Raw genomic sequence first — 21,024 nt, forward strand, 5'->3', positions numbered from 1 at the left:
CATGGCACGGATCACTGCCGGCATTGCCACCAGCCACGTCCCCGCCATCGGCGCCGCCTTCGACACGGGGCGCTCGACGGACGATTACTGGAAGCCGATCTTCGATGGCTATGAGTGGGTGAAGACCTTCGAGCAGGAGGAAAAGCCCGACGTCGTCATCCTGTGCTACAACGATCATGCCTCCGCGATGATGCTGGACGTGGTGCCGACCTTCGCGCTCGGCATGGCCGAGGAATTCGAGCCGGCCGACGAAGGCTGGGGCAAGCGCGAGGTTCCGGTTGTCGAGGGACATATCGAGCTGGCCGCGCACATGGCCGAACAACTCGTCATCGACGAGTTCGACATGACCCTGATGAACAATATGGATGTCGACCATGGCTGCACGGTTCCGCTCAGCCTGATGTTCGGCAAGGTCGACAAATGGCCGTGCAAGGTCATTCCGCTTGCGGTGAACGTGACGCAGTTCCCCACGCCCTCGGGCGCGCGCTGCTGGGCGCTGGGCGAGGCGATCCGCTATGCGGTGGAGACCTATCCCGAAGATCTCAACGTGCAGATCTGGGGCACTGGCGGCATGAGCCATCAGTTGCAGGGGCCGCGCGCCGGGCTGATCAATCCCGAGTTCGACAATGCCTTTCTGGACAAGCTCGTCGGCGAGACCGATGAGCTGCGTGCCATCACGCGGCTGGAATATCTGCGCGAGGCGGGCACTGAGGGCATTGAGCTCATCATGTGGCTCATCATGCGCGCCGCGCTCGGCACCGAGGTGGAGGCGTTGCATCGTTTCTATCATGTTCCGGCCTCCAACACCGCCGTCGGCCACATCGTGCTGCGGCCCAAGGAGATCGCGGAAGCGCCTGCGAAGGCGCGCGCCTGAGCGGCTTTGCCTTCTTCACAGCATCCATGAAAGCCCGGCCTTTGCGCCGGGCTTTTTCATTTGTCGGCCCATCGCGTCAGTCTATCACATAAAGCTTCCTATATATAAAGAATCCTTTATATGAGGATTCGTACGGCGTGTGTTGCGCCGGTTGGAGCTGGAGACTGCCATGACGTCCAAACCCCCTTTCCGCGCCGACCATGTCGGCAGCTTCCTGCGCCCGCAGGCGCTTATCGAGGCCCGACACGATCATGCCGCCGGCAAGATCGACGCTGCCGCTCTGCGCGCGATCGAGGACAAGGCCATTGCCGATGTCGTGGCGTTCCAGGAGAGCGTCGGCGTCAAGGCGGTGACGGACGGCGAGTTCCGCCGCAAATTCTTCCACACCGACTTCCTGCTGCAGCTCGACGGCATCGAGGAGCACGGCGGCATGGAAGTGCAGTTCCAGAATGCGATCGGCAAGGACGTGCATTTCGCGCCGCCCAAAATGGTGGTGACCGGCAAGATCGCCCACGCCAAGCCGATCCAGCGCGCGGATTATGAATATCTCGCCAGCGTGGTGAGCGAGACGCCCAAGGTGACCATTCCCTCGCCGACCATGCTGCATTTCCGCGCCGGGCGCGAAGGCATCAGCGAGGCGGTCTATCCCGACATGGCCGATTTCTTCGCGGACGTGGCCTCGGCCTATCAGGAGGAAGTCGCCGATCTCGCCGAGGCCGGCTGCCGCTATCTGCAGCTCGACGATACCAATCTCGCCTATCTGTGCGATGACAAGCAGCGCGAAAATGCCCGCAAGCGCGGCCTCGATCCCGATGATCTGCCGCGCCATTATGCCAAGATGATCAACGATGCGCTGGCCACCGCGCCGGATGACATGTTCACGGCGATGCACCTGTGCCGGGGCAACTTCCGCTCCAGCTGGGCCGCCGAGGGTGGCTATGAGCCGGTCGCCGAGATCATGTTCAACGAGGTCGATATCGACTCCTTCCTCCTCGAATATGACGATGCGCGCTCGGGCGACTTCGCGCCGCTGCGCTTCCTGCCCAAGGGTAAGATCGTCGTGCTCGGCCTGATCACCACCAAGCTGGGTGAACTGGAGACCAAGGACGAGGTGAAGCGCCGGATTGACGACGCGACGAAATATGCCTCGCTCGACCAGCTTGCCCTGTCGCCGCAATGCGGCTTCGCCTCGACCGTCCACGGCAATGACATCGCCTTCGACCAGCAGAAGGCGAAGATGGAGCTGGTCGCCGAGGTGGCCCAGGAGGTCTGGGGTTGACGAGGACTAGACGCGCTCCTTCCCACCGCGCCGCGCGGGGGGAGGGAGCGTTGCTCTTAAAGCGCCCGATCTGGCGGTAGCACCGCCGGGCCAGGCTCGCGCAGATGCGGGTCCGGGTTCATGTGCAGGCGCGGTCCTTCGTCATCCCAGATGAAGCGCAGGTTGCGCACGCGGATCAGATAACTGAGGCCAATCGCTGCGGAGAGAAAGCCGGCCGCGCCGCCAACGCCCATCGCCGCCCGCGCGCCATAGGTGTCGGCGACCCAGCCGATCAGCGGCGCACCGAGCGGCAGGCCGCCCAAGGTGATCGCGACATAGATGGCCATTACCCGCCCGCGCATCGCCCGGTCCGTCGCTAACTGGACGAAGCCGTTGGATGAGGTGAGCGAGGTCTGAGCCGCGAGGCCCACGCCGATCAGCACCAGTCCGAAGAGGATATAGCTCGGCGAGAGCGCGGCGGCGGTCATGAAACAGCCAAACAGGAAGGTGCCGATAACGGCATGATGCATCCGCGGCCGGTCGCGCCGGGCGGTCAGTAAGGCGCCGGTGACCGAGCCGATCGCCATGATGGAGGTCAGCAGGCCATATTCGCTGGCGCCCTGCTGATAGACGGTCGCCGCCATCACGCTGATGAAAATCCCGAAGTTCATGCCCAGCGTGCCGAAGAAGAACAGCATCAGGAACACGGTGCGAATGTCCGGTCGCCCGGCCACATAGCGAAAGCCGTCGAGCAGCCGGCTCACCCCGCGCGGCTGCGCCGCCGCATGGGCATGCCGTGTCACCCGCACGTTGAGCAGGCCGGTGGTGACGATCAGGTAGGACAGGCCATTGATCACGAACACCCAGCCCGTGCCGACCAGCGCGATGCACAGGCCCGCCAGTGCCGGGCCGATCATGCGGGCGGTCTGGAAGGCCGTGCTGTTCATGGCTACGGCGTTGCCGATGATCTCGTCCCCCACCAGATCGGAGACGAAGCTGTGCCGCGCGGGCGCCTCGAATGCCATGCAGCAACCGAGCGCAAAGCCGAAGATGTAGACGTGCCAGAGCTCCGCCAGCCCGGAAATGATCAGGGCGCCAAGGCTGAGCGCCAACAGGGTCTGGAAGCACTGGATCGTGATGAGCAGCTTGCGCCGGTCGACATGGTCGGCGACCGATCCGGTCACCGCCACAAGCAGCACCTGCGGCAGGAACTGCAGCGCGGTGAGAATGCCGACCGCGCCGGCGCTATGATCGGTTAGTTCGGTGAGCACCAACCATGTCTGGGCCGTGCCCTGCATCCAGGTGCCGATGTTGGAAAACAGATTGGTGCTGACCCACAGCCGGAAGTTGCGGTTGGAGAGGGAGCGAAACATGCCATTGCCGCCTGACCTCATGCCGCCTCCTCTATCCTGTTCCGGCACAACGCCCGACGCGGCGTCTGGTCGCATGTCCATGCGGGTGAGCGACGCTGCTTGCCCGCGCAGTGGCAGGCCAGATCGCGCTAGTCCCCTTGTGCGGTCCGGGTCAACCGCACAACCGCCTTTAGGGCGCCTGCCGGCCCTTGAACCCCTGCGCGACGACGAACCACTCCACCGATCCCTTCCGGCTGGACGGCGGCTTGGCGTGCTTGACGGTGCGAAAGGCCGCCTTGAGCTGGCGCAGCAGGCCATCATCGGTCCCGCCGGCAAAAACCTTTGCGACGAAGGCGCCGCCGGGCCGCAGGGTCTGCATCGCGAAGTCCGCGGCGGCCTCGACCAGGCCCATGGTGCGCAGATGGTCCGTCTGCTGGTGGCCGACCGTGTTGGCCGCCATGTCCGACAGGACCAGATCCGGCGCGGCGCCCAGCTCCGCGATCAGTTGATCGGGCGCTTCGTCTGCCATGAAGTCCATCTGGAGCAGCGTCACATCGGGCAGCGGCTCGACGGGCAAGAGGTCGATGCCCACGACCTTCGCTTTGGGCAGTAGCTTCCGCACCACCTGCGTCCAGCCGCCGGGCGCTGCGCCCAGATCGACGACATGGCGGACATCCTTGAGCAGGCCGAACTTCTCGTCCAGCTCCAGCAACTTGTAGGCGGCGCGGCTGCGATAGCCCTCCGCCTTGGCCCGCTTCACATAGGGGTCGTTCAACTGGCGCTGCAGCCAGCGCGTCGATTGGGCCGTGCGCCCGCGTGCCGTGCGCACGCGCGTGCCGACAGATTTGTCACCTCTGGCCATTATCCCAGGTCCCGGCTTGAGGCGCTGTCCGTCAGCGCACGGAGAATCCCTTCGCGAATACCGCGATCGGCGACGCCCAGCCGGTCTGCCGGCCAGATGTCGAGAATGCTTTCCAAGATGGCGCAGCCCGCCACCACCAGATCGGCGCGCTCGTCGCCGATGCAGGGCTGGGCGATGCGCTCCGCTATGCTCATGGTGGAGAGGCGGCCGGCGATTTCCCGCATGGCATCGGCCGGCACGGTCAGCCCGTCGATCGCCTTGCGATCATAGCGGGGCAGGCCCAGATGGACGCTGGCGAGCGTGGTGACAGTGCCGGACGTGCCGAGCAGGCGCACCGGCCCGGTCTTGGGCAGTCGCTCGGCAAAGGCGGCAAAAGCTTCGCGCATCCGCCGGAGCATTTCGGCATAGGCCGCAGCGCGCTCGCTGGCGGTGTCGCCATAGCCCGCCACGGCTTCCGCCAGCGACACGACGCCGTGCGGCGCGCTGTGCCAGTCGACGATGCGCAACTGGTCGCCATCGCCATCGAGCAGCACCAGCTCGGTCGAGCCCCCGCCGATGTCGAAGATGAGCGCCGGGCCTTCGCCACGTTCCAGCAGCGCCTTACAGCCGAGGACCGCAAGCCGCGCTTCCTCGCGGGGCGAAATGATGTCGAGCATGATGCCGGTTTCGCGCTGCACCCGGTCGACAAAGGCGCGCCCGTTTTCTGCCTGCCGGCAGGCTTCGGTCGCAACAGAGCGCGCCAGGACCACGCGGCGGCGGCGCAGCTTCTCGGCGCAGACGGAGAGGGCGGACAAGGTGCGGTCGATCGCGGCGTCCGACAGGCGCCCGGTGGCGGAAAGGCCTTCGCCAAGGCGCACGATACGGGAAAAGGCGTCCACGATCACGAAGCGGTCGCCATCCGGCCGCGCAATGAGCAGGCGGCAATTGTTGGTGCCGAGGTCGAGCGCAGCGAGATTGCCGCGCGGCAGCGGACGATTGAAGGATCGCGCCTTCTGTTTCGCGCTCCCGGCGGACACTAGTGTGCCGGGCTCCTGCCCCATGCGCGGCGCGGGCGTCGCCTTATGCGCCATGACTTCTTGACCTTCTCTTCCGGCGGGACTTCCGCCGGGACTTGCTACCACGCTAGACGTGCGTGGCGGGCGACGCAAGGTGGCTGCCATGCTCTGAACGATGAGGGTGGAAAATCGCCTTGACCGCAGGCAGTCCGCGCCCTATCTGCGCCCGCTCTTGCCCCGTCGTCTAAAGGTAAGACTACGGACTCTGACTCCGTCAATCGAGGTTCGAATCCTCGCGGGGCATCCAGCTTTTCAGATCATCGCGACCGCGTCCGCCCCTTTCGGGGTGGCGCGGCCGGTCGCCGGTTTCGCGGCCGGATCAGCGCGGGCCGCGGGTTCCGCGCGGGTCGCGCCAGCGGAAGGCCGCATCGGCAATGGGCGCGCCATATTTGAGGTTGCTCAGGCGGATGTTGGTGCGATTGCCCTGCGCATCCAGCGCCACCCAGCCATAGAGCGAGAGCCCGCCCGGCACGCCGGCCTTGCGGGTGAAGATGAGCGTGATCACGCCATATTCGGGATGCTGGGGATCGCGCACCTCCACCGAGACGACGCGTGGATCGCCGGTGTCGACGACCTTGCCATAGCGGGTGATATCGCGCTTGGGGTCGAGCAAGGCGCCCAGCGGCGAATTGCGGATCGGCCAGCGCTGCACCTGCGCAACCTGATAGTCGATCATGTAAAGCGAGCTGCCGTCGGCAACGATAAGCAGATCGCCGGCGCCATAATCGAAGCGGATCTTGCCCGGCTGCTTCCAGAGCAGCTTGCCGTTCTGCACCTGCCCGTTGCGGTCGGTTTGGGTGAAGTCGCCGCTCAGCGTGGTGATGCCGCGAACCGCCGTGCTGACGCTCGCGAGGTCGCTCGACCTCGCGGCTTGCGCAGCCACCGGGCTGGCCGGCACCAAGGCCGGCGCCGCGAGCGCGGTCAGCAGCAGAGAGAGGGTGGCGGAACGCCGGGTGAATTTGGGAAGTCTGATCATCGCGCCCGGATAAGTCCCTGCCGTTGAATATCCACTGAATGCCGCGCGCCGCAGCGCGTTCCCGCGCCCGGGGGCGGGGCAACGGACCGCTCTTATTTGGGATTGCCCATTTCGTCGCGCAGCACTTCCCGGCGGCCGACATGGTTGGGCGCGCCGACCATGCCTTCATTTTCCATCCGCTCGATGAGGCGCGCCGCGCTGTTATAGCCGATGCGCATCTGGCGCTGGAGCCAGCTGGTCGAGGCCTTCTGGTTCTCGAACACGAGCTGGCAGGCCTTGCGGAACAGCTTGGCATCGGCGCTGTCATCGCCCAGATCCACGCCATCGAGCGCGAAGCTGCCATCTTCCGGCTCCTCGGTGACGGCGGAGATGTAATCAGGCTGGCCCTTGGAGCGCCAATGGTCGGCGACCCCGCGCACCTCGTCATCGCTCACGAACGGCCCGTGGACGCGCATCAGGCCCTTGCCGCTCGCCATGTAGAGCATGTCGCCCTTGCCCAGCAGCTGCTCGGCGCCCTGCTCGCCCAGGATGGTGCGGCTGTCGATCTTCGAGGTGACGAAGAAGCTGATGCGGGTCGGCAGGTTCGCCTTGATGACGCCAGTGATGACGTCGACGGAGGGGCGCTGCGTCGCGAGGATGAGGTGGATGCCGGCGGCGCGCGCCTTCTGCGCGAGGCGCTGGATCAGGAATTCGACTTCCTTGCCGGCCGTCATCATCAGGTCGGCCAGCTCGTCGACCACCACCACGATCTGCGGCAGGGGCTGATAATCCAGTTCCTCCTCCTCGTAGATCGGCTGGCGGGTCTGTTCATCGAAACCGATCTGGACGCGGCGGCCCAGGGACTTGCCCTTGGCACGGGCGCCGCGGACCTTCTCATTGTAGCCGGCAAGGTTGCGCACGCCGATGGAGGCCATCATGCGATAACGATCCTCCATCTGCTCGACCGCCCATTTGAGCGCGCGGATGGCCTTGGCCGGCTCGGTGACGACCGGGGAGAGCAGATGCGGGATGTTGTCGTAGATGCTCAGTTCCAGCATCTTCGGGTCGATCATGATCAGGCGCAGATCGTCTGGCGTCATCCGGTAGAGCAGCGAGAGCAGCATGGTGTTGAGGCCGACCGACTTGCCCGAGCCGGTCGTACCCGCGACGAGCAGATGCGGCATACCGGCGAGATCGGCGATGACCGGCTCACCGAAGATGTTCTTGCCAAGGATGATGGGCAGGCCGCCCTTCTGCTCGGCGAACTGCTGGCTGGTGATGAGCTGGTGCAGCACCACGGATTCGCGGTCCGCATTGGGCAGCTCGATGCCGATCACCGTCCGCCCCGGAATGGTGGCGACGCGCGCCGAGAGCGCGGACATGTTGCGGGCGATGTCGTCGGCGAGCTGGATGACGCGGCTGGCCTTGATGCCGGGGGCCGGCTCCAGCTCATACATGGTGACGACGGGGCCGGGGCGCACTTCGGTGATCGCGCCCTTGACGTGGAAGTCATCGAGCACGCTTTCCAGCAGTCGCGCATTGCGCTCCAGGCCCGGCCGATCGATCTTGCTGACCGCGCTGGCGGGCGCGGGTGACAGCAGATCGGGAGATGGCAGCGCGCCATTGCCGAACAGGTCTTCCTGTCCCGAGACGGGGCCGAAGGCCTTGGGAATGGCGGCGCTGCTCGGTGACTGGATGGTGATCGGCTGGCGGGGTGTGGTGTCCACCGGGCGGCGTGGTTCCGCCTCGCGCTCGGGATGCGGGTCGCGTTCGGGCTCCGCGACATCCAGGCTGCCGGTTTTCGCCGTCCGCAAGGAGCCAAGGCTGGAGAGCAGCGGCAGGGCGGGGCGGGCGAGATGCCAAAGCGGCTTTTCGAGCGCGAGGCTGCGGACCCACAGCCACAGGCCGGACGCAATGAACGCCGCCAGCAGTAGCCATTGCAGAATGAGGTCGGCGGTTTCGCCAAGGCGCGCCGTTAGGGCCGTGAGGCCGTGGGCGAACAGGAAGCCGATGACGCCGCCCCAGCGGGCCGGCAGCCCGACCAGCGGTTCGGGCTGGGCGATCCACAGGCCGGTGCCGATGAGCAGCAGGCCGCCGATGCATTTGGCGATCTGCCCCTGCCAGCCGCTCATGTCCGCATCGGCCCACAGGCGCCGCGCGAAGACGAGGATGAAGGGCAGCAACAGCAAGGCAGGCAGGCCGGCGAAGGTGAAGAGAATGTCCGCTGCCCAGGCACCGGCGGCGCCCATCAAATTGCGCGTCTCCGGCCCGGCGGCGGTGTTCAGCGCTTGGTCGCTCACCTTGTAGCTGAGCAGGGCTAGCAGCAGAAACAGCGCCAGCGCGTACAGCCCGACCGAGCCAGCAAAGGTGCCGATGCGGATCAGGCTCCGGCGCAGCATCGCCTGCCATTCGGGGGTCCGATTCATCGGTGCCCGACTTGCCATTGCCACTCACTCCTTCGTCCGGCGCGGCGGGGTCACGCATGCGCCGTGCCCGAAATGTTCCGCGCGGCGACAATCCTCTTTCACGGACTCGGCGTCAAGAGTCCCCGGTTTTTCGGCATGCAGGGCGCGCTACGGCAGGCGCCGGCGCTGCGAGCCTCACCGGCGAGGCGTTTCCCCGGTGCGAGTGGCGTTCCCGATTTCCAGCGTGTCGATCCGCAGCCGGCTGATGCGGGCCTGTCCGATGCGCAGTCGCCCGATGGCGAGCGCGCCGATGGCAATTGCGCCCATGGCGAGGGCACCCAATGCGAAGGCGCCGACCGCAATTGCGCCGGTCGCTGAGGCCCCCGTCGCCGTCGCACCGGTTGCCACTGCACCCGTGGCGCTGGCGCCCGTGACCCGTGACGCAGCCTGCGTCTGCGGCGCGCGCAGATCGCGGCTCGGCGCGGACGGGGCCATGTCGGGCCGGTCGGTCATTCGGCCGCCACCGCGCTGGCATTGCCAGCATCGCTCATTTCGGCCTCAAGCTTGGCCGCTTCGATCTCGGCCGCCTTGGCTTCCACCAGCGCGACGATGTGGTCGATCATCTGGGCATCGTTGATGTGGTGATCGGTCACGCCGGAGAGGTAGACCATATGCTTGCCATTGCCGCCGCCGGTGAGGCCGATGTCCGTCTCCCGCGCTTCGCCGGGGCCATTGACCACGCAGCCCAGCACGGAAAGCGAGATCGGCGTGTTGATGTGCTGAAGGCGGCTCTCCAGTGCCTCGACCGTGCGGATCACATCGAAGCCCTGCCTTGCGCAGCTCGGGCAGGAGACGACGCGGACACCGCGTGTGCGGATGCCGAGCGACTTGAGGATTTCGTAGCCGACACGCACTTCCTCTTCCGGCTCGGCGGAGAGCGAAACGCGAATGGTGTCGCCGATGCCGGCCCAGAGCAGGTTGCCGATGCCGATTGCGCTCTTCACCGTGCCGCCGATCAGCCCGCCGGCTTCGGTGATGCCAAGGTGCAGCGGGCAGTCCACCGCGTCGGCAAGCTGCATATAGGCCGCGACGGCCAGAAACACGTCGCTGGCCTTCACCGCGACCTTATAGTCGTGAAAATCCTGGTCCTGCAGCAGCTTGATATGGTCGAGCGCGCTTTCCACCAGCGCCTCGGGACAGGGCTCGCCATATTTCTCCAGCAGATCCTTTTCGAGGCTGCCGGCATTCACGCCGATGCGGATCGCACAGCCATTGGCCTTGGCGGCATCCACCACTTCCTTCACGCGGGCGGCAGAGCCGATATTGCCGGGGTTGATGCGCAGGCAGGCCGCGCCCGCATCGGCGGCTTCCAGCGCGCGTTTATAGTGGAAATGAATGTCCGCGATGATCGGCACCTTGGCCGCGCGGACGATCTGCTTCATCGCCGCCGTGCTCTCCACGTCCGGGCAGGAAACCCGGATGAGGTCGACACCGGCCTCCTCGCAGCGGCGGATCTGGTCGATCGTCGCCTTCGCATCGTGGGTCGGCGTGTTGGTCATCGTCTGCACGGTCACCGGCGCGCCGCCGCCGACCGGCACGTTGCCGACCATGATCTGGCGGCACTCGCGCCGCGCGATGTCGCGCCACGGGCGCAGGCCGGGATTATGCTCTGACATGATTGTCCTTGGAGAAGGGGCGTGTCCGGGGGTCGGTCATCATCCCGGCGCTTATAGCCCCGCTCTAGGGCAGAGGCGAGGGGGGATTGCGCGGATCAACCCGCCGCGGGGGGCAAGGGTCGCACCCCGTCGCAGGTCGCGATCAGGCGCGCGCGGGAAATCGTCCCGACAAGAGACAGGATGCGCCGAGCCGTTGGCATAGGCAGGAACCCGCGAACGCGCGGGACGTTTTCATGGCCGGAAGGATCGTGACATGGCGCATTCACCTGTGCAGGCTTTGAGCTCTGCCGTTCGTCACCCGGGCATTCACGTTAAACCATTCGATGGCACGGCCATTGGCGCGCGCTACGAGCCAGGCAAGCTCAATCACTGTCCCGATTGCGCCAGCACCCAATGGTATGTCGGACGCGTCAGCGCCCAATGCGCCGTCTGCGAAACGGCGCTGCCGCTCGCACAGGCCTGCTACGCGACCAGCCCCCCGGTGTTTGTGACCCGCTTCGCCAAGCGAGCCAACAAAGCCTAGGCTTAGCCGCCAAAGGGTGCCTCGGGCAGGCCCGGCACATCGACGGGGAAGCTGAAAATCGCGCCCGCAAGCGGCTCGCGCGCCAACGCCGCCTCGTCCAGCCCGGCCCGCGCCGTGGTGACATAAGCGGTGCACAGATCATCACCCCCAAATGCGATCATGGTCGGTCGGCTGACCGGCAGTGTCACCGTCTGCAGCAACTCGCCTTCGGGTAAAAGCCGCACCACCCGGCCACCCTCGAACAGGGCGCTCCAGTAACAACCCTCCGCATCGAACGATCCGCCATCGGGGCGCCCGGTGCCGTGCTCGAACTGGTGAAGGATGCGGCGGTTGGAGAGCGTGCCGCTCGCCGGATCGGCATCATAGGCGCGCAGGGCGTGGCTGGGGGTGTCCGCGTGGCAGAAGGTCGTCCCCGACGCATTGAAGGCAGCCGCGTTGCAGGTGAGCATGCCGCCTTCGATCAGGTCGATCGCCCCATCCCTGCCGACGCGATAGAGCGCGGCATCATGCGCGCTCTTGGCCATGTTGACGCTGCCCACCCAGAACCGCCCGGCCGAATCCGTCCGCCCATCATTGAAGCGCAGGTCCGGCCTGTCCGCGAGAATCTGATCGCCAAAGGGCTGCGGCTCGGAGCCCCAGTCGGCCAGAATGGCGAGGCCGTCTTTCATCGCCAGCAGCAAGCCACCGGCTGCGCGGAAGGCGAAGCAGCCGACCGGCTGGGCGAAGGCGCGCAACTCGTCCGCGCCCGTTTCGGGGTCGAAGCGGTGCAGTTCATTGCGCAGGATATCCACCCAGTAAAGCCGGCGCTCGGCTGCGTGCCAGCGCGGCCCTTCGCCAAGCGCGGCGCGGGCATCGAGCGCGACCGATACGGCGGGCGAGGCTGCGGGGGCGGAGGGATGTGACGTCATGAACGATCTCCTGGGCCGGGATTCCCGGCGCTGACGGCGGAAAGGCCTATCAATCCTCGGCCGGGACGAGCCAGACGGTCAGCCCCGGCAGTTCGGGCGGGGCTTCTTCCGCGCTGAGCGGCAGGCGTTCCGCGTCGGCGCGGGCGCGGGCGAGAATGGCGGGCGGGGTGTCGGGGGCGAACAGGATGCGGTCGGCCTGGCCCAGCGTGCGGGCTTCCCGAACCGTGAGGTCATCGGGGTCGTCCGAGCGCAAGGCGATGACATGCACGGCGCGCGAGGCGGGCGCGATGCGTGCTTCCAGCCACGGGTCCACCGCAGGCGTGCCGAAGGGGTCGAGCATGCCGCCCGGCGCCAGCGCCTCGCCAAGCGCGCGGCGGCGGTCGCGGGCATCGGGCCAGGCCTCCCGCATTGCGGCCTTGGCGGCATTGAGCGCGCTGGCGAGGGCGCCGAGCCGGGCCGGGAGGATCGTCTCCAGCCGCTGGCGCAAGGCTGCGGCCAGCCCCGAGGAGGCGCCGCCCGTGGAAACGGCGATCAATACCGGATCGCGGTCGACAATGGCGGGCGTCGTGAAATCGCACAAAGCCGGCCGGTCAACGACATTGACCAGCAGTCCGCGTGCCTTCAGCCGCTCTGCGGCGGCTTGAGCGGCTGTTTCATCCTCCAGCGCCACGAAGGCAATGCGGGCAGTGGCATTCTCGTCCGCAACCGGCACGCCGCCGGCCCGCTCGATCAGCCGGCGCTTGGCGTCGGCGGCCTCGCCGGTGCCGAGCAGGATGACCGGCTGACCCGACAGGGTGACGAAGAGCGGAAGGCTGTGCATGGCGCTCTCCTAGCCGGTCCTGGCCCGTCCGTCTGCCCCTTGCGGCCGATGCTCAGTCCTTAAGAAAATCCGGCAGGCGCTCGGCGGCGATGATCGCCTCGGGCATGATGCGGTCGGCAACGACGGCGAACTGGTCGCCATCCACCATCACTTCGGGCACCAGCGCGCGCGAATTGTAGGTGCTGGCCATCGTTGCGCCGTAGGCCCCGGCGGTGCGGAAGATGCCGAGATCGCCGGTCTTCACCACGTCGATATCGCGGGCCATGGCGAAGGTGTCGCCGCTCTCGCAGACCGGGCCAGCAATGTTGGCCACGATCCGCTCGCCGGTCGGCGCGACAGCCTCGAAGTCGTGGAAGGCATCGTACATGGCCGGCCGGGCGAGGTCGTTCATGGCCGCATCGACGATCACATAGGGGCGAATGACGCCGGGCTTCACCCAGATGACGCGGGTGAGCAGCACGCCGGCATTGCCGACGATCACGCGGCCCGGCTCGAAATAGAGCGTGACGTCCCAGCCCTTGGTCGCCCGCTCCACCATTGCGCCATAATCGGCCGGCGTCGGCGGCACCTTCGTGCGTTCATAGGGCACGCCGAGTCCACCACCCAGATCGATGCGGTCGATGGTGTGGCCGGCCGCGCGGAGTTCGCCCATCAGCGCGCCGATCTTGCCATAGGCGGCTTCGAGCGGGGCGAGGTCGAACAACTGGCTGCCGATATGCGTGGCGATACCGCGCAGATTGAGGCCGGGCAGGGCGCAGAGCCGCTGGAAGATGCCGCCCGCCTGATCGATGGCGACGCCGAACTTGTTTTCCTTCATGCCCGTGGAAATCTTGGCGTGCGTGCCGGCATCGACATCCGGGTTGACGCGCAGCACGGCATCGGCGGTCTTGCCCATCGCGGCGGCGATCTCGGCGAGGACGGCGCCCTCCTCCTCCAGCTCGATGTTGAACTGGCCGATCCCGGCTTCCAGCGCCGCGCTCAGCTCGGCGCGGGTCTTGCCGACGCCGGAGAAGACGATGTCCCCAGCCGGCATCCCGGCCGCCAGCGCGCGCTGCATCTCGCCGCCCGAGACGATATCCGCGCCATAACCCTCGCGCGCCAGCACGCGCAGCACGGAGAGATTGGGGTTGGCCTTGATGGCAAAGGCGATGTGCTTGCGGGGCAGGCCGGCCAGCGCCTCGCGGAACACGCGGGCATGGCGCTCCAGCGTGGCGCGCGAATAGATGTAGACCGGTGTCCCGACGGCCTCGGCAATCGCCGCCATCGGCACGTCCTCGGCGTGCAGTACGCCATCCTTGTAAGCGAAATGATCCATGATCTGCGCCCCTAGAGGCTGGTGCGGCGGATGGAAACCGGCTTTTGCGTCTGGCGGGAGGGGTTATTGCCCCTTCGGCCATCGGCATGTTCATTGCACATGCAGCCAAGGGCAGGCATTGTTCCGGCTCTGGGGGCAGGAGAGTCTTGCCATGCTGATCCGTCAATCTGCCGACCTGACCGAAAACGACGTCACCGATGAAGCGCTGTATCTGCGCCGGCGCGAGTTCATTGCCGGTGTGGCCGGCATCGGCGCCGCCGGACTGATCGCGCCGGCGGCGATGGCGGCGGATGCGCCCGCGACGGTAAAGTTCTCGCCCAACAAGATGAAGATCGACGAGACGCCGACGCCCTTCGCGGGCGTCTCGACCTACAATAACTTCTACGAGTTCGGTACCGACAAGAGCGACCCGGCGGCCAATGCCGGCAGCCTGCGAATCGCGCCCTGGACCGTCACCGTGGATGGCCTGTGCCAGAAGCCGCGGAAGTTCGACATTTCGGACATCGTGCGGCGCTTTCCACTGGAAGAGCGCATCTACCGGATGCGCTGCGTCGAGGCCTGGTCGATGGTCATTCCGTGGATCGGCTTTCCGCTCTCCGCGCTGCTGCGCGAGGTGGAGCCGCTCGGCAGCGCTAAATGTGTGGCTTTCCAGACCCTCAACGATCCCAAGCAGATGCCCGGCCAGCGCCGGAACGTGATCGACTGGCCCTATCGTGAAGGCTTGCGGCTGGATGAGGCGATGAATCCCCTCACGCTGCTTTCGGTGGGCCTCTACGGCCGCCTGCTGCCCCGCCAGAACGGCGCGCCCATTCGCTTGGTCGTGCCGTGGAAATATGGCTTCAAGGGCATCAAGTCGATCGTGCGGATCACGCTAACCGACCGCCAGCCGCGCACGAGCTGGCAGATGCTCGCGCCCGACGAATATGGCTTTTACGGCAATGTGAACCCGGATGTGGATCATCCTCGCTGGTCGCAGGCGCGTGAGCGGCGCATCGGCGAGCTGCTGCGCCGCAAGACGCTGCCGTTCAATGGCTATGGCGATCAGGTTGCGAGTCTCTATCGCGGCATGAACCCCAAGAAGCTTTACTGACGGCATGACCAGGAAGACGCGCGATCGCCTGATCTCTGCGCTGGTCTGGCTGCTGTGCGTGGCGCCCCTGCTGCTGTTCGTCTGGCAGGGCCTGACCGGTGGACTCACGGCCAATCCCATCGAATATGTGTTGCGTGAGCTGGGCCTGTGGGGCCTGCGCTTCCTGTGCATTACGCTGGCGATCAGTCCACTGGCCAAGCTGCTCAAAATGCCGGCGCTGTTGCGCTATCGCCGCCGCATTGGCCTGTGGGCCTTTGCCTATGTGGCGCTGCATCTGATCATGTATGTGGCGGTGGACCAGCAGTTCGGCTGGTCGTTCATCGTCGCGGATATCGTCAAGCGGCCCTACATCACCATCGGCATGGCGGCCTTCGTGCTGCTGGTCCCGCTGGCGATCACCTCCGCCAATCGCATCCGGCGCAAAATGCGCGTGCGCGCATGGCGGCGCTTGCACCAGCTTGTCTACCTCATCGCGATCATGGGCGTCGTGCACTATTTCCTGCTAGTGAAGGCCGATACACGCTCGCCGCTGATCTACGGGGGGATCGTGGCGGCGCTGCTCGGCTGGCGAGCGGTCATGCGGCTGCGCGCAGGGCGTGCGCGGCCGGCTTCCGCAGCATCCCAGCTGGACCAGCCTGCCCCGAGTCTTTAGCGTCAGGCCCGTCACGAGGGGGGTGGGCGCGACATGCCGTTTCGGTTCAGATCGTCCGATACATCCGTGGAGGAGGGTTTCCGCCGGATCGCGTGTGAGCGACTGGACGAGGCCCTCGCTCTCCTTCGCAGCGGTGAGGAGCCGCCCGCTCGGATCGTTCATCAGCTGCGGCGGACCTGCAAGGCGATGCGCGGCCTGCTGCGGCTCGTCCGCCCCGCCTTTCCAGCTTATCAAACCGAAAATGCCGCCTTCCGGGATATCGCAGCAATGCTTTCCGGCGCGCGGGACAGCGCGGTGCTGATCGAGACGCTGGATAGCCTGATCGATGCGGACGAGGCGCGCCAGGACTGGGCGGTGCTGCGGTCACATTGGGCAGCGCCGGGGCATGGTGCTGCCGGGGCTATGGCCGAGCAGATCGAGTCATGTCGGGCGCCGTTGCTCGCAGCCCGCGTCCGCGCGCCGACATGGGCGCTCACCGCGCGGGGCGAGGACGCGATCCTGCCGGGCTTGCGCAAGACGTATCGGCAGGCCCGGCAAGCGATGCGCGCGCTCGAGGCCGTCAGCGGAACGCCCGCTGCTGCGCAAGCCAGTCATGCATGGCGCAAGCACGTCAAATATCACGGCCAGCATATCCGCCTTCTGAGCCGGTTGAACCCGGACCTCGCGAAGCGGCGCCTCGCCAGGACCGATCGTCTCGGCGACCTACTGGGCGACCGGCACGATCTCGACATGCTGATCGCGCGCCTGCGTCAGGATGATGGATTGCTGTCCGACCCCGCTGCGGCGGCGCAACTCGCAGCCCTGGCGCACCAACGCGCCGAGGCTCTTGCCCGCAAGGCCGCCCGGCTGGGCGAGGCGTTGTTCGCGGAGAAACCCTCAGACTTCGCCGCGAACTGGGCTATCCGGCCGCGCCGGCGCTAACCGTTCAGCTATTGCCGCGGATGTCCGAGAGCTTGCGCTCCCATGCCAGCGCGTGATCGACGATGGTGTTGAGATCCGCATAAGCGGGTTGCCAGGGCAGCGTGGCCTTGATGCGGCTGTTGTCAGAGATGAGCGCCGGCGGATCGCCAGCGCGGCGGCCTTCGATGCAGCGCTCCACCTTGCGGTTCGTCACCCGGTCAACGGCGTCGAGCACGTCGAGCACCGAGAAGCCACGGCCATAGCCGCAGTTCATCGTCAGATTGCGCTCCGGCTCCGCCATCAGGGCTTCCAGCGCCAGCACATGCGCGGCAGCCAGATCGCTCACATGGATATAATCGCGCACGCCCGTGCCATCCGGCGTGTCGAAATCCGTGCCGAAGACCGCGACGCTCTCGCGCTTGCCCAGCGCCGCTTCCACCGCGACCTTGATGAGGTGCGTCGCCCCCGCCGTCGACTGGCCGGACCGCCCTTGCGGGTCCGCGCCGGCGACGTTGAAATAGCGCAGCGCGCAGAAATTGAGCGGATGGGCCGCGGCGACGTCCGCCAGCATGATCTCGGTCATCAGCTTAGACATGCCGTAAGGGTTGATCGGCTGCTTGGGGCTGTCTTCGCGCACCGGGCTTTCCTTCGGAATACCGTAGGTGGCGGCGGTGGAGGAAAAGATGAAGTGCGGCACGCCGGCCTGCACCGCGGCCTCGATGAGGGCGCGGCTGTTGGCGGTGTTGTTGCGATAATATTTGAGCGGATTCTCGACGGATTCGGGGACGATGATGGAGCCGGCGAAGTGCATGATGCCCTTGACGCCGTGCTGCCGCAGCACCCCTTCCATGAAAGCCGTGTCGCCAATGTCGCCTTCCACGAACGCGGCATTCTCATGCACGGCCCAGCGGAAGCCGGTGGTGAGATTGTCCACCACGACGACCGGCCATCCGCCATCAACCAGCGCCAGCACGGCATGGCTGCCGATATAGCCGGCGCCGCCGGTAACGAGGATGGTGGGCTTGTCGGTCATCGGGTTTCCTTGCTGCGTGGGGCTGCCTTGCCACGAGCCTGTTGCGCTTGGAAGTGCCCTCGGCGGTCGCGCGACTAGACGAACTGCGCGACGACCGGCAGGACGATCATCAAGGCCAGAACGATCAGCAGTGCCCGCAGCCAGTGCGGGCGGGTGCGATTCATCACCGCTCCGGCCGCTCGTTCAGCGCCGCGACGGCCTTGCGGACCTCCTGAGAGCGCCCGCGCGGCAGGATGACGATCTCGTCGCCCGACGCGATGACGATCAGGTCGTGCGCGCCGACCACAGTCACAGCCGGGCCATCGCTGCGGATCAGGCAGCCCTTGGCATCGATGGCATAGGCGGCGCCCTGCAGGGCATTGTCCGCCTCATCCTTGTCGGCGAGGTCATAGAGCGCATCCCAGCTCCCCACGTCCGACCAGCCCATGCTGACCGGGACGCAGGCGACCTTGTCCGCCCGTTCCATCACCGCATAATCGATCGAGTCGGACGGGCATTGCGCGAAGGCTGCGGCATCCGGCAGAATCGCGGCGCCCTGGCGGGTGGCTGCCGCCATCGCCGCGCGCGCAGCGGCCAGCATCGCGGGCTGGTGCGTCGCCAGTGCGGCCAGAAAGTCGCGGGCGCCAAACAGGAAGATGCCGGCGTTCCATACGTGCCCGCCCTGTGCGAGCATCTGTGCGGCGCGGGTTGCGTCAGGTTTTTCGACAAAGCGGCTGACGGTGTTGACGCCCGCAGCCAGTTCGTCCCCGAGCGCGATATAGCCAAAACCAGTTTCCGGTGCGGTCGGCTCGATACCGAAGGTCACGAGCCAGCCATCGGCGACCAGCGGCCGGGCGCGCTCGATGGCGGCATGGAAAGCCGGGACGTCAGCGATCACATGATCGCTCGGCATCACCAGCATAGCGCTGTCGCTCTCTTCCAGAGCCAACGCGGCCAGCGCGATGGCGGGCGCCGTGTTGCGGGCGCTCGGCTCGAGTATCAGCGTCAGCTCGGGCCCCGCCTGCTTGCGGATGATCTCGGCATGGGCCGCGTTCGCAACAACCAGGGGCGTCGCGCCGCCTTCGAGACCGGCTACCCGGCCCAGCGTCAGCTCGAACATGGTTTCCGGCGCCGTGAGAGCGATGAATTGCTTGGGATGCTCGCTGCGGCTGACCGGCCAGAGCCGCGTGCCCGATCCTCCCGAGAGGATGACCGGCGTGATGATCTGAGCGGGCAATGACGGTCTCCTGATAGTCCGTGCCAAATGGCGATTCTGGCCCTAGTGGCGCAGGGACGGCCTGACCGCAAGGCGGCCCGCGATGTAACCTGAGGTTACAGCAACGCTTTCTTGATGGAGCAGGCCGCCGGGCCGAGGATGACGACGAACAGCGTCGGCAGGATGAACAGGATCAGCGGGATGGTCATGATCGCCGGCAGGCGCGCCGCTTTTTCCTCGGCGCGCATCATGCGCTCATGACGGAATTCGGCGGAGAGGATGCGCAGCGCAGAGGCCAGCGGCGTGCCGTATTTCTCGGTCTGGATCATCGTGGTGACGACACCTTTGAGCGCCTCGACATCCACCCGCTCGGCCAGATTCTCGAAGGCCATGCGCCGCTCGGTGAGGAAGGAGAGCTCGATGGAGGTGAGTTGAAATTCCTCGCCCAGTTCGGGATAGGCCGAGCCCAGTTCGCGGGCGACGCGCGCGAAGGCGGCGTCTACGGTCAGGCCGGCCTCGGCGCAGATCACCAGCAGATCGAGCGCATCGGGAATACCCTTGCGGATCGCATCGGAGCGCTTGGTGACCTTGTTGCCGACATAGAGGTCCGGCGCCTTGTAGCTGAGCAGCAGGGCCCCGGCGAAGGCGCCGAACTTCTTGAGCGGCCCCCAGTGCGGCCAGAGGTCAAGACCGTAGATCAGCAGAGCCGCCGAGCCGCCCACGGCGATCGGCAGCACCAGCCGCGCGAAGATGACCGCGATAGCATATTCCTTGGAGCGGATGCCGGCTTGGGCGAGCTTCTTCTGCGCATCCCGCAACTGATCGTCCTGCAGCACCTTGAGCGAGGACAGGAAGCGCTGCATCCAGTCCGTCGTGTCGCTCTGGTGGACTATCTTGGTCCGCCGCTTGGACGGGGCAACGATGATGCCGGCCTTGAGCTGCTCGCGGCGATCGTTCAGCGCCCGCAGTCGCCGACCCATCGGGTTGCGCACGGTCGTAGCGGCGTAGAGCGCGACCAGCACGGCGAAGGTCGCCATGGCGGCAAGCAAGGTGCCGAGATCGGCTGCGGTGAGGCCAAAGAGCGTGGCGCCGGTGGATTGCATGATCGCGCGCTCCCCTCAGATCTCGAAGCTGATCATCTTGGCCATGATGAACACACCGATGCTCATCCACATCATCGCGCCGATGGCGATGACCTGCATCAGGCTGAGGCCGAACACGCCATTGGGATCGCCGATGAAAAAGGCCGACATATATTTGAAGTTGATCCAGCTGATCAGCCCGAAGACGATGAAGGGCAGAGCGCCGATGATGTAGGCCGATGCCTTGGATTCGGACGACATGGCGCGAATCTTCAGCTTCATCTGCGCGCGCTGGCGCAGAACGTTGCTGAGGTTGGCGAGCGTTTCGGCCAGATTGCCGCCCGTCTCGCGCTGGATGTTGATGGTGATGCAGAAGAACTTGAATTCCGCCGTGCCGAGGCGGGCGGCGGTTTCCTGCAGCGCCTGGTCCATCGACTGGCCGATCTTGATCCGCTCGGTGATGAGCTTGAATTCCTCACCCACCGGCCCGGGGATTTCCTGGCTGACGACCATCATTGTCTCGCCCACGGGCAAGCCAGAACGCAGGCCGCGCACGAGCAGGTCGAGCGCGTCAGGGAAATTGGTAGTGAACTTGTTGACCCGCCGCGCAATCAGCCGACCGACGACGAAATGCGGAATCCCGAAGCCGATCGCAATCGCGACGAGCACCGACAGAAGAAACGAATAATCGCGCAGCACCATGATGGCGAGCACGCCAATCGCCAGCGCGACGGATGTCGTGACATATTGGCTGAGCGTCCATTTCTTGCCCGTCATGCGCAGTCGGGTGGCGAGCAGTTCCGGGTTCGGGATCAGCGATGTGAACAGATGCCCCTGATCGAGCCCCCGCGCGGCAATCGCCTTGCGCATCCGCGCTTCGATCTGGTTGCTCTCGCTGCTTGCATGGCGCCCACGAATGGCGGCGATCCGGCGGCTCCCGACGCGGTCTGCGGACGGCCCCGAGAGGGCCATGACCAGCAAGGCGATGGCCATCGCCGCGAGCAGGATCAGCAGGAGAAGCTGGCTATTCATCAGGGTCTCATCCAGTTACGTCTTGCTCGCAGGCGCT

The 21,024-nt window shown here is 66.2% G+C and carries 20 protein-coding genes and 1 tRNA gene; 7 read left to right on the forward strand and 14 right to left on the reverse strand.

Annotated elements, in window-relative coordinates; genetic code table 11:
* Position 1: 1 nt before the first annotated feature.
* Together M2335_RS01990 and M2335_RS01995 are read left to right on the forward strand one after the other, a co-directional pair.
* Complete coding sequence (locus M2335_RS01990; protein ID WP_181561201.1) at positions 2–874, forward strand: class III extradiol dioxygenase subunit beta; 873 nt, start codon at positions 2–4, stop codon at positions 872–874.
* A gap of 169 nt (positions 875–1,043) precedes the next feature.
* Positions 1,044–2,153, forward strand: a complete 1,110-nt coding sequence (locus M2335_RS01995) for a 5-methyltetrahydropteroyltriglutamate--homocysteine S-methyltransferase (protein WP_264577638.1) — start codon at positions 1,044–1,046, stop codon at positions 2,151–2,153.
* Between the two features lie 56 nt (positions 2,154–2,209).
* Here M2335_RS01995 and M2335_RS02000 read toward each other — a convergent pair whose 3' ends face one another.
* From M2335_RS02000 to M2335_RS02010, 3 genes are all read right to left on the reverse strand, one after another.
* Positions 2,210–3,505, reverse strand: a complete 1,296-nt coding sequence (locus tag M2335_RS02000) for an MFS transporter (protein WP_264577637.1) — start codon at positions 3,503–3,505, stop codon at positions 2,210–2,212.
* A gap of 169 nt (positions 3,506–3,674) precedes the next feature.
* The gene (locus tag M2335_RS02005; protein WP_264593614.1) at positions 3,675–4,346 is read right to left on the reverse strand and encodes an RlmE family RNA methyltransferase; all 672 of its coding nucleotides are present in this window, start codon (positions 4,344–4,346) and stop codon (positions 3,675–3,677) included.
* Entirely contained in the window at positions 4,346–5,416 is a 1,071-nt protein-coding gene (locus tag M2335_RS02010) for a Ppx/GppA phosphatase family protein (RefSeq protein WP_264593615.1), read from the reverse strand. The genes M2335_RS02005 and M2335_RS02010 overlap by 1 nt, the downstream gene beginning before the upstream one ends.
* A gap of 158 nt (positions 5,417–5,574) precedes the next feature.
* On the opposite strand from M2335_RS02010, the gene M2335_RS02015 reads away from it, so the two are divergent.
* Positions 5,575–5,648, forward strand: a tRNA-Gln gene (locus M2335_RS02015).
* A 72-nt stretch (positions 5,649–5,720) separates the two neighbouring features.
* Here the strand turns inward: M2335_RS02015 and M2335_RS02020 are convergent.
* The 4 genes from M2335_RS02020 to ispG all read right to left on the reverse strand — a co-directional run bounded on the left by M2335_RS02020 (position 5,721) and on the right by ispG (position 10,437).
* A complete protein-coding gene (locus M2335_RS02020) occupies positions 5,721–6,377 on the reverse strand; it encodes a LolA family protein (RefSeq protein ID WP_264593616.1) in 657 nt (218 codons plus the stop codon).
* A 92-nt stretch (positions 6,378–6,469) separates the two neighbouring features.
* Positions 6,470–8,800 (reverse strand): DNA translocase FtsK, encoded by a 2,331-nt coding sequence (locus M2335_RS02025; protein ID WP_264593617.1) that lies wholly within the window; start codon positions 8,798–8,800, stop codon positions 6,470–6,472.
* A gap of 156 nt (positions 8,801–8,956) precedes the next feature.
* Positions 8,957–9,274 carry a hypothetical protein gene (locus M2335_RS02030; protein ID WP_264593618.1) on the reverse strand — a complete coding sequence of 106 codons (318 nt, stop codon included), beginning with the start codon at positions 9,272–9,274 and terminating at the stop codon, positions 8,957–8,959.
* Positions 9,271–10,437, reverse strand: a complete 1,167-nt coding sequence (gene ispG / locus M2335_RS02035; protein WP_264593619.1) for a flavodoxin-dependent (E)-4-hydroxy-3-methylbut-2-enyl-diphosphate synthase — start codon at positions 10,435–10,437, stop codon at positions 9,271–9,273. The genes M2335_RS02030 and ispG overlap by 4 nt, the downstream gene beginning before the upstream one ends.
* A gap of 253 nt (positions 10,438–10,690) precedes the next feature.
* On the opposite strand from ispG, the gene M2335_RS02040 reads away from it, so the two are divergent.
* Positions 10,691–10,960 carry a hypothetical protein gene (locus M2335_RS02040; RefSeq protein WP_264588063.1) on the forward strand — a complete coding sequence of 90 codons (270 nt, stop codon included), beginning with the start codon at positions 10,691–10,693 and terminating at the stop codon, positions 10,958–10,960.
* A 2-nt stretch (positions 10,961–10,962) separates the two neighbouring features.
* Here the strand turns inward: M2335_RS02040 and M2335_RS02045 are convergent, their stop codons facing one another.
* Genes M2335_RS02045 through lysA form a run of 3 tightly spaced genes read right to left on the reverse strand, consistent with a single transcriptional unit; the run spans position 10,963 to position 14,003 of the window.
* Positions 10,963–11,868: an SMP-30/gluconolactonase/LRE family protein gene (locus tag M2335_RS02045; protein ID WP_264593620.1), complete on the reverse strand. Its 906-nt coding sequence runs from the start codon at positions 11,866–11,868 to the stop codon at positions 10,963–10,965.
* Positions 11,869–11,917: 49 nt separating this feature from the next.
* A complete protein-coding gene (locus M2335_RS02050; protein WP_264593621.1) occupies positions 11,918–12,688 on the reverse strand; it encodes a siroheme synthase in 771 nt (256 codons plus the stop codon).
* A 52-nt stretch (positions 12,689–12,740) separates the two neighbouring features.
* Positions 12,741–14,003 (reverse strand): diaminopimelate decarboxylase, encoded by a 1,263-nt coding sequence (lysA, locus tag M2335_RS02055; protein ID WP_264593622.1) that lies wholly within the window; start codon positions 14,001–14,003, stop codon positions 12,741–12,743.
* Between the two features lie 151 nt (positions 14,004–14,154).
* Between lysA and msrP the strand changes: the two genes are divergently transcribed.
* From msrP to M2335_RS02070, 3 genes are read left to right on the forward strand one after another with little or no spacing between them, the layout of a single operon-like run.
* Positions 14,155–15,093 carry a protein-methionine-sulfoxide reductase catalytic subunit MsrP gene (gene msrP, locus M2335_RS02060; protein WP_264593623.1) on the forward strand — a complete coding sequence of 313 codons (939 nt, stop codon included), beginning with the start codon at positions 14,155–14,157 and terminating at the stop codon, positions 15,091–15,093.
* A gap of 4 nt (positions 15,094–15,097) precedes the next feature.
* On the forward strand, positions 15,098–15,745 hold the full coding sequence (locus M2335_RS02065; protein WP_264577627.1) for a sulfite oxidase heme-binding subunit YedZ: 648 nt from the start codon (positions 15,098–15,100) through the stop codon (positions 15,743–15,745).
* Positions 15,746–15,778: 33 nt separating this feature from the next.
* Positions 15,779–16,666 carry a CHAD domain-containing protein gene (locus M2335_RS02070; protein WP_264593624.1) on the forward strand — a complete coding sequence of 296 codons (888 nt, stop codon included), beginning with the start codon at positions 15,779–15,781 and terminating at the stop codon, positions 16,664–16,666.
* Between the two features lie 4 nt (positions 16,667–16,670).
* On the opposite strand, the gene galE is transcribed toward M2335_RS02070, so the two are convergent.
* The 4 genes from galE to M2335_RS02090 all read right to left on the reverse strand — a co-directional run bounded on the left by galE (position 16,671) and on the right by M2335_RS02090 (position 20,987).
* On the reverse strand, positions 16,671–17,678 hold the full coding sequence (gene galE / locus M2335_RS02075) for a UDP-glucose 4-epimerase GalE (protein WP_264593625.1): 1,008 nt from the start codon (positions 17,676–17,678) through the stop codon (positions 16,671–16,673).
* 163 nt (positions 17,679–17,841) lie between these two features.
* A complete protein-coding gene (locus M2335_RS02080) occupies positions 17,842–18,894 on the reverse strand; it encodes a mannose-1-phosphate guanylyltransferase/mannose-6-phosphate isomerase (protein ID WP_264593626.1) in 1,053 nt (350 codons plus the stop codon).
* Positions 18,895–18,989: 95 nt separating this feature from the next.
* On the reverse strand, positions 18,990–19,976 hold the full coding sequence (locus M2335_RS02085) for a type II secretion system F family protein (protein ID WP_181561218.1): 987 nt from the start codon (positions 19,974–19,976) through the stop codon (positions 18,990–18,992).
* A gap of 15 nt (positions 19,977–19,991) precedes the next feature.
* A complete protein-coding gene (locus M2335_RS02090) occupies positions 19,992–20,987 on the reverse strand; it encodes a type II secretion system F family protein (RefSeq protein WP_264573875.1) in 996 nt (331 codons plus the stop codon).
* Positions 20,988–21,024 lie beyond the last annotated feature (37 nt).

It is taken from the genome of Sphingobium sp. B12D2B (assembly GCF_025961775.1).
In the GTDB taxonomy this organism is placed as follows: Bacteria; Pseudomonadota; Alphaproteobacteria; order Sphingomonadales; family Sphingomonadaceae; genus Sphingobium.

What these genes read in the sequence shown, in the direction of transcription:
- M2335_RS02005 (WP_264593614.1), bottom strand. Translation starts at nt 4,346, where the DNA reads ATGGCCAGAGGTGACAAATCTGTCGGCACGCGCGTGCGCACGGCACGC.
- M2335_RS01995 (WP_264577638.1), top strand. Translation starts at nt 1,044, where the DNA reads ATGACGTCCAAACCCCCTTTCCGCGCCGACCATGTCGGCAGCTTCCTG.
- M2335_RS02045 (WP_264593620.1), bottom strand. Translation starts at nt 11,868, where the DNA reads ATGACGTCACATCCCTCCGCCCCCGCAGCCTCGCCCGCCGTATCGGTC.
- M2335_RS01990 (WP_181561201.1), top strand. Translation starts at nt 2, where the DNA reads ATGGCACGGATCACTGCCGGCATTGCCACCAGCCACGTCCCCGCCATC.
- M2335_RS02020 (WP_264593616.1), bottom strand. Translation starts at nt 6,377, where the DNA reads ATGATCAGACTTCCCAAATTCACCCGGCGTTCCGCCACCCTCTCTCTG.
- M2335_RS02000 (WP_264577637.1), bottom strand. Translation starts at nt 3,505, where the DNA reads ATGTTTCGCTCCCTCTCCAACCGCAACTTCCGGCTGTGGGTCAGCACC.
- M2335_RS02025 (WP_264593617.1), bottom strand. Translation starts at nt 8,800, where the DNA reads ATGGCAAGTCGGGCACCGATGAATCGGACCCCCGAATGGCAGGCGATG.
- M2335_RS02030 (WP_264593618.1), bottom strand. Translation starts at nt 9,274, where the DNA reads ATGACCGACCGGCCCGACATGGCCCCGTCCGCGCCGAGCCGCGATCTG.
- lysA (WP_264593622.1), bottom strand. Translation starts at nt 14,003, where the DNA reads ATGGATCATTTCGCTTACAAGGATGGCGTACTGCACGCCGAGGACGTG.
- M2335_RS02070 (WP_264593624.1), top strand. Translation starts at nt 15,779, where the DNA reads ATGCCGTTTCGGTTCAGATCGTCCGATACATCCGTGGAGGAGGGTTTC.
- M2335_RS02050 (WP_264593621.1), bottom strand. Translation starts at nt 12,688, where the DNA reads ATGCACAGCCTTCCGCTCTTCGTCACCCTGTCGGGTCAGCCGGTCATC.
- galE (WP_264593625.1), bottom strand. Translation starts at nt 17,678, where the DNA reads ATGACCGACAAGCCCACCATCCTCGTTACCGGCGGCGCCGGCTATATC.
- ispG (WP_264593619.1), bottom strand. Translation starts at nt 10,437, where the DNA reads ATGTCAGAGCATAATCCCGGCCTGCGCCCGTGGCGCGACATCGCGCGG.
- M2335_RS02090 (WP_264573875.1), bottom strand. Translation starts at nt 20,987, where the DNA reads ATGAATAGCCAGCTTCTCCTGCTGATCCTGCTCGCGGCGATGGCCATC.
- M2335_RS02010 (WP_264593615.1), bottom strand. Translation starts at nt 5,416, where the DNA reads ATGGCGCATAAGGCGACGCCCGCGCCGCGCATGGGGCAGGAGCCCGGC.
- M2335_RS02040 (WP_264588063.1), top strand. Translation starts at nt 10,691, where the DNA reads ATGGCGCATTCACCTGTGCAGGCTTTGAGCTCTGCCGTTCGTCACCCG.
- M2335_RS02065 (WP_264577627.1), top strand. Translation starts at nt 15,098, where the DNA reads ATGACCAGGAAGACGCGCGATCGCCTGATCTCTGCGCTGGTCTGGCTG.
- msrP (WP_264593623.1), top strand. Translation starts at nt 14,155, where the DNA reads ATGCTGATCCGTCAATCTGCCGACCTGACCGAAAACGACGTCACCGAT.
- M2335_RS02085 (WP_181561218.1), bottom strand. Translation starts at nt 19,976, where the DNA reads ATGCAATCCACCGGCGCCACGCTCTTTGGCCTCACCGCAGCCGATCTC.